The 3,827-nt window shown below is 78.4% G+C and carries 3 protein-coding genes and 1 pseudogene; 2 read left to right on the plus strand and 2 right to left on the minus strand.

Translation table 11 applies throughout. The features are described 5' to 3' along the window. The coding region (locus tag ABZ641_RS28825; protein ID WP_359986398.1) for an FAD:protein FMN transferase at positions 1 to 318 on the plus strand (318 nt) is incomplete at its 5' end. Between the two features lie 176 nt (positions 319 to 494). Here ABZ641_RS28825 and ABZ641_RS28830 read toward each other — a convergent pair. Both ABZ641_RS28830 and malQ read right to left on the minus strand, forming a co-directional pair. Continuing rightward, on the minus strand, positions 495 to 728 hold the full coding sequence (locus ABZ641_RS28830) for a hypothetical protein (RefSeq protein ID WP_344625710.1): 234 nt from the start codon (positions 726 to 728) through the stop codon (positions 495 to 497). Positions 729 to 748: 20 nt separating this feature from the next. Next, the gene (gene malQ / locus ABZ641_RS28835; protein WP_344625730.1) at positions 749 to 2,776 is read right to left on the minus strand and encodes a 4-alpha-glucanotransferase; all 2,028 of its coding nucleotides are present in this window, start codon (positions 2,774 to 2,776) and stop codon (positions 749 to 751) included. A gap of 397 nt (positions 2,777 to 3,173) precedes the next feature. Between malQ and ABZ641_RS28840 the strand changes: the two are divergent. Next, positions 3,174 to 3,827 (plus strand): annotated as a pseudogene (locus ABZ641_RS28840) (hypothetical protein); the annotation flags it as partial.

Raw genomic sequence — 3,827 nt, forward strand, 5'->3', positions numbered from 1 at the left:
CGCGGCCTGGCGGTGGCGACCTCCGGCACCGCCGAACGCGGCGCGCACGTCGTCGACCCGCACACCGGCCGCCCCGCCGCCGGACTCGCCTCGCTCACCCTGGTCGGCGACCCCGGCACCGGCATCGCCCGGACGGACGCCTGGGCGACGGCCGCCTTCGCGATGGGCCCCGACCGCGCCCTCGCCTGGGCCGCCCGCCGGCCCGGCGTCGAGGCGCTCGCCGTGCTGCCCGACGGCACCAAGCGCTGGACGGACGGCCTCGCCCGGCACCTCCCGGCCGCCGGCCCCGCCGACTGGCACCCGGCCACCGCCTCCTGACCGCCCCCGGGCAGCCCCGGCCCGCACCTGACCGCCCCCGCCGGGGCGCCCGGCCTGATTCGGGGCCGCCGCCCCGTTGCAGGCGCGTTCCCGCGTGCCGGCCGCAGGCCCGGGAACTCCCCCGGACATGCCGGAGCGCCGCCGGGGCGGGCCCCGACGGCGCTCGGACGGACGTCTTACTTGTTCTTGCCCTTGTTCTTCAGCGAGGGCAGGCAGACCAGGCCGGCGATCAGCAGGAAGAGCGCGATCGGCAGCAGCACGTAGATGCCGACGACCTCGGCGGTGCTGATCCCGGAGCCCGGCTGGTCACCGTCGTCGCGGGTCAGGGCCATCGCGGGCGACGTCATCAGCATCATCAGCGTGGCCGCCGCGGTGACCGCACCGGCGCGCATAGCGTTCCTCTTGTCCACGTCGTCACCGTACCGGCCGCTCACACGGAGCCGCTCGGCGGGGTGGGCCTTCCGAGCCGGGCCGCCGGGCCGGCCACCAGGCGGGCGGTGGAGGGGGCCGCGGCGAGGGCGTCGAGGGTGACCGGGTTGCCCTCCCCGTCCGCCACCGGGAGGCGCCAGTTGGGGTACTGGTCCCAGGTGCCGGGCAGGTTCTGCGGGCGCGGGTCGCCGACCGCGTCCGGCAGCCAGACGCCGACCAGGGCGGCCGGGGTGGCGAGCAGGAAGGCGTACAGCGCCTCCGGCGTCGGCTCCGCGCCCTCGGGGAGCAGGCCGCGGGCGGTGAGTTCGGCGGCCCACTCGGCGAGCTCGGTCCGGGCCGCGTCCTGCTCCTCGCCGAGCGGGCGGGCGAGCAGGCCGAGCCGGTGGCGCAGCTCCACGTGCTCGCCGCCGATCCGGGCCGCGGTCGGCGGCAGGTCGTGGGTGGTCAGGGTGGCGAGGCAGCCGGCCCGCCAGCGCTCCGGCGGGAGGATCTCGCCCTTGGCCTGCCAGTCCCGCTCGAACCAGAGCACCGAGGTGCCGAGGACGCCCCGGGAGGCCAGCTCCTCGCGGACGCCCGGCTCCACCGTGCCCAGGTCCTCGCCGATGACGTACGCGCCGGCCCGGTGCGCCTCCAGGGCGAGCACGCCGAGCATCGCCTCCGCGTCGTAGCGGATGTAGGCGCCGCGGGTGGGCGGGTGCCCGGCCGGCACCCACCAGAGCCGGAACAGCCCCATCACGTGGTCGATCCGCAGCGCCCCGGCGTGCCGGGCGGCGGCCCGCAGCAGTTCGGCGAAGGGCAGGTAGCCGGTGGCGGCCAGCGCGTCGGGCCGCCAGGGCGGCAGCCCCCAGTCCTGGCCGTGCGCGTTGAAGGCGTCCGGCGGGGCGCCGACCGAGATGCCGTGGGCCAGGACGTCCTGGAGGGCCCAGGCGTCGGCGCCGTCCGGGTGCACGCCGACGGCGAGGTCGTGGATCAGGCCGACGGCCATGCCGGCGTCCTCGGCGGCCCGCTGGGCCCGGCCGAGCTGCTCGTCGACCAGCCAGGCCAGCCAGCGGTGGAAGCCGATCCGCTCGGCGAGTTCCGCGCGGGCGGCGGCGAGGTGCGGGCCGTCGGGACGCCGCAGGCCCTTCGGCCAGGCGTGCCAGTTCGGGCCGTGCTGCTCGGCGAGGGCGCACCAGGTGGCGTACCGCTCCAGCCACTCGCCCTCGCGGGCGGTGAAGGCGTCCAGCGCGGCCCGGCGGCCGACCGTCCGGGGCACCGCGTACAGCGCCTCCAGGGCCTCCCGCTTGAGCGCCCAGACGGCGTCCCGGTCGATCAGGCCGTCGTGGTCGAGCACCTCGGCGCGCAGCCGGCCGGCCCGCTCGGCGACGTCCCGGATCCCGGCGTCGGCGTACGCGTACTCGGGCACCGCCTCGATCCGCAGGTGCACCGGGTCGGCGAAGCGGCGCGAGGACGGGCGGTAGGGCGACGGGTCCGACGGGGCTCCCGGCATGCCCGCGTGCAGCGGGTTGATCTGCAGGAAGCCGGCGCCGTGCGCGTGGCCGGCCCACTGCGCGAGGTCGGCCAGGTCGCCGAGGTCGCCCATGCCCCAGGAGCGGTCGGAGAGCACCGAGTAGAGCTGGGCGAGGAAGCCCCAGGAGCGGCCGGGCGGCTCGGGCAGCCGCTCGGGGGCGACGATCAGCGCGGCGGACCCCTGGCGGGGGCCGGCCTTGGCGGTGAGGCGGTGCCGGCCGAGCGGCAGGTCGGCGGGCAGCCAGTGCGAGTGGCCCTTCGGGAGGTCCCAGCGGCCGCCGTCCTCCAGCTCGACGGCGAGCTCCGCCTCGGCGGGGACGTCCAGTGCGGTGCGGCGGCCCTGACGGACCACCACCGTCGGCGGCAGCAGCCGGGCGGCGGTCTCCACCCGGTGGCTGTGCAGCGCCGCCCGGACGGCCTCCGGGGTGGAGGCGTCCACGCCGAGCGCGGCCAGCACCGCGACCAGCGTGTCCGAGCCGACCGGGACCGTCCCGCCGCCCGGGTTGTACGTGCTGTCCACCCCGTACGCGTGCGCCAGCGCCACCAGGTCCGGCGGCGGGGGCGGTGCGTCCTCGGCGGGGACCTGCTCCCCGGCTGCCTGGTCACGGTCAAGGTATGCGGCCACTCGCGGCTCCCTGGAGTCGGGACATCACCGAACGCGAACAGGCACAGTCCTACCCGCCCGCACGCCGTGCGACCCCGACCGACACGGCGCCGAGGGGGCACGCCGACGCAGAGCGGCCCACGCGCGCCGGGCCGGGCCCGGTCACCGGCCGACGGATACGCAAATCGGGCATACCCGCCACCGGCGTTGACACCCGGCCGGTCAGCTGGTGGGCTGGCCCGCTGAGGCGGGTACGGCGGTGACCGGGTGGCGGGCCCGGTGGACCGGCTGTCCGGGGCATGGAGGAGGTCCGGTGCAGGCACGGGTGTCGGTGGCCGCCGGGCGGCGGTTGAGGCAGCAGCTGGACCAGAGCCCCGCGCTGCGCGAACTCCTGAACCATCCGGCCGCGCTGACGGCACGCCGGACGGCCGCCCGGACGGCGCGCCAGCTGGCGCCCCGGGCCGCGGACCGCTTCATCGCCGACATCAAGGGCACCGAGCCGCTGCTCGCCTCCGTCCGCGCCGAACGGCGCACCCCCGCCGGCCGCCGCCGCAGCGCCCTGCAGCTCGCCGCGACGCTCTCCGCGGCCGCCGTGGTCGGCGGTCTGCTGGCCGGTCCGGCGGCCCTCGCCGCACCGTCGATCGGCGACCGCCCCGTCACCAGCGCCCCGGTCACCCCGCTCGGCTCGATCACCGAGCCGCAGGTCTACCCGCGCCCGCAGCAGCTGCAGGCCGCGGGCGGCGCCGTCGCGGTGCCCGACACCGTCGCCCTGGTCGCGCCGCGCCGCGCCGACGGCCCCGCCCTGGCGGCCGTCCGGCAGGTGCTCGGCACCGCGGGCGCCACCGACATCGTCGAGGCCGACCCCTCCGTCAGCCCCGCCGCGGGCTCGCTGGTGGTGTACGTGGGCGGCCCCGGGGAGGGCGCCGGCGGCGACACCGACCAGGTGCTGCGCCGGCTCGCCGCGGCC

Origin of the sequence: Kitasatospora sp. NPDC007106, assembly GCF_040634455.1 — a bacterium.
Lineage (GTDB): Bacteria > Actinomycetota > Actinomycetes > Streptomycetales > Streptomycetaceae > Kitasatospora > Kitasatospora arboriphila.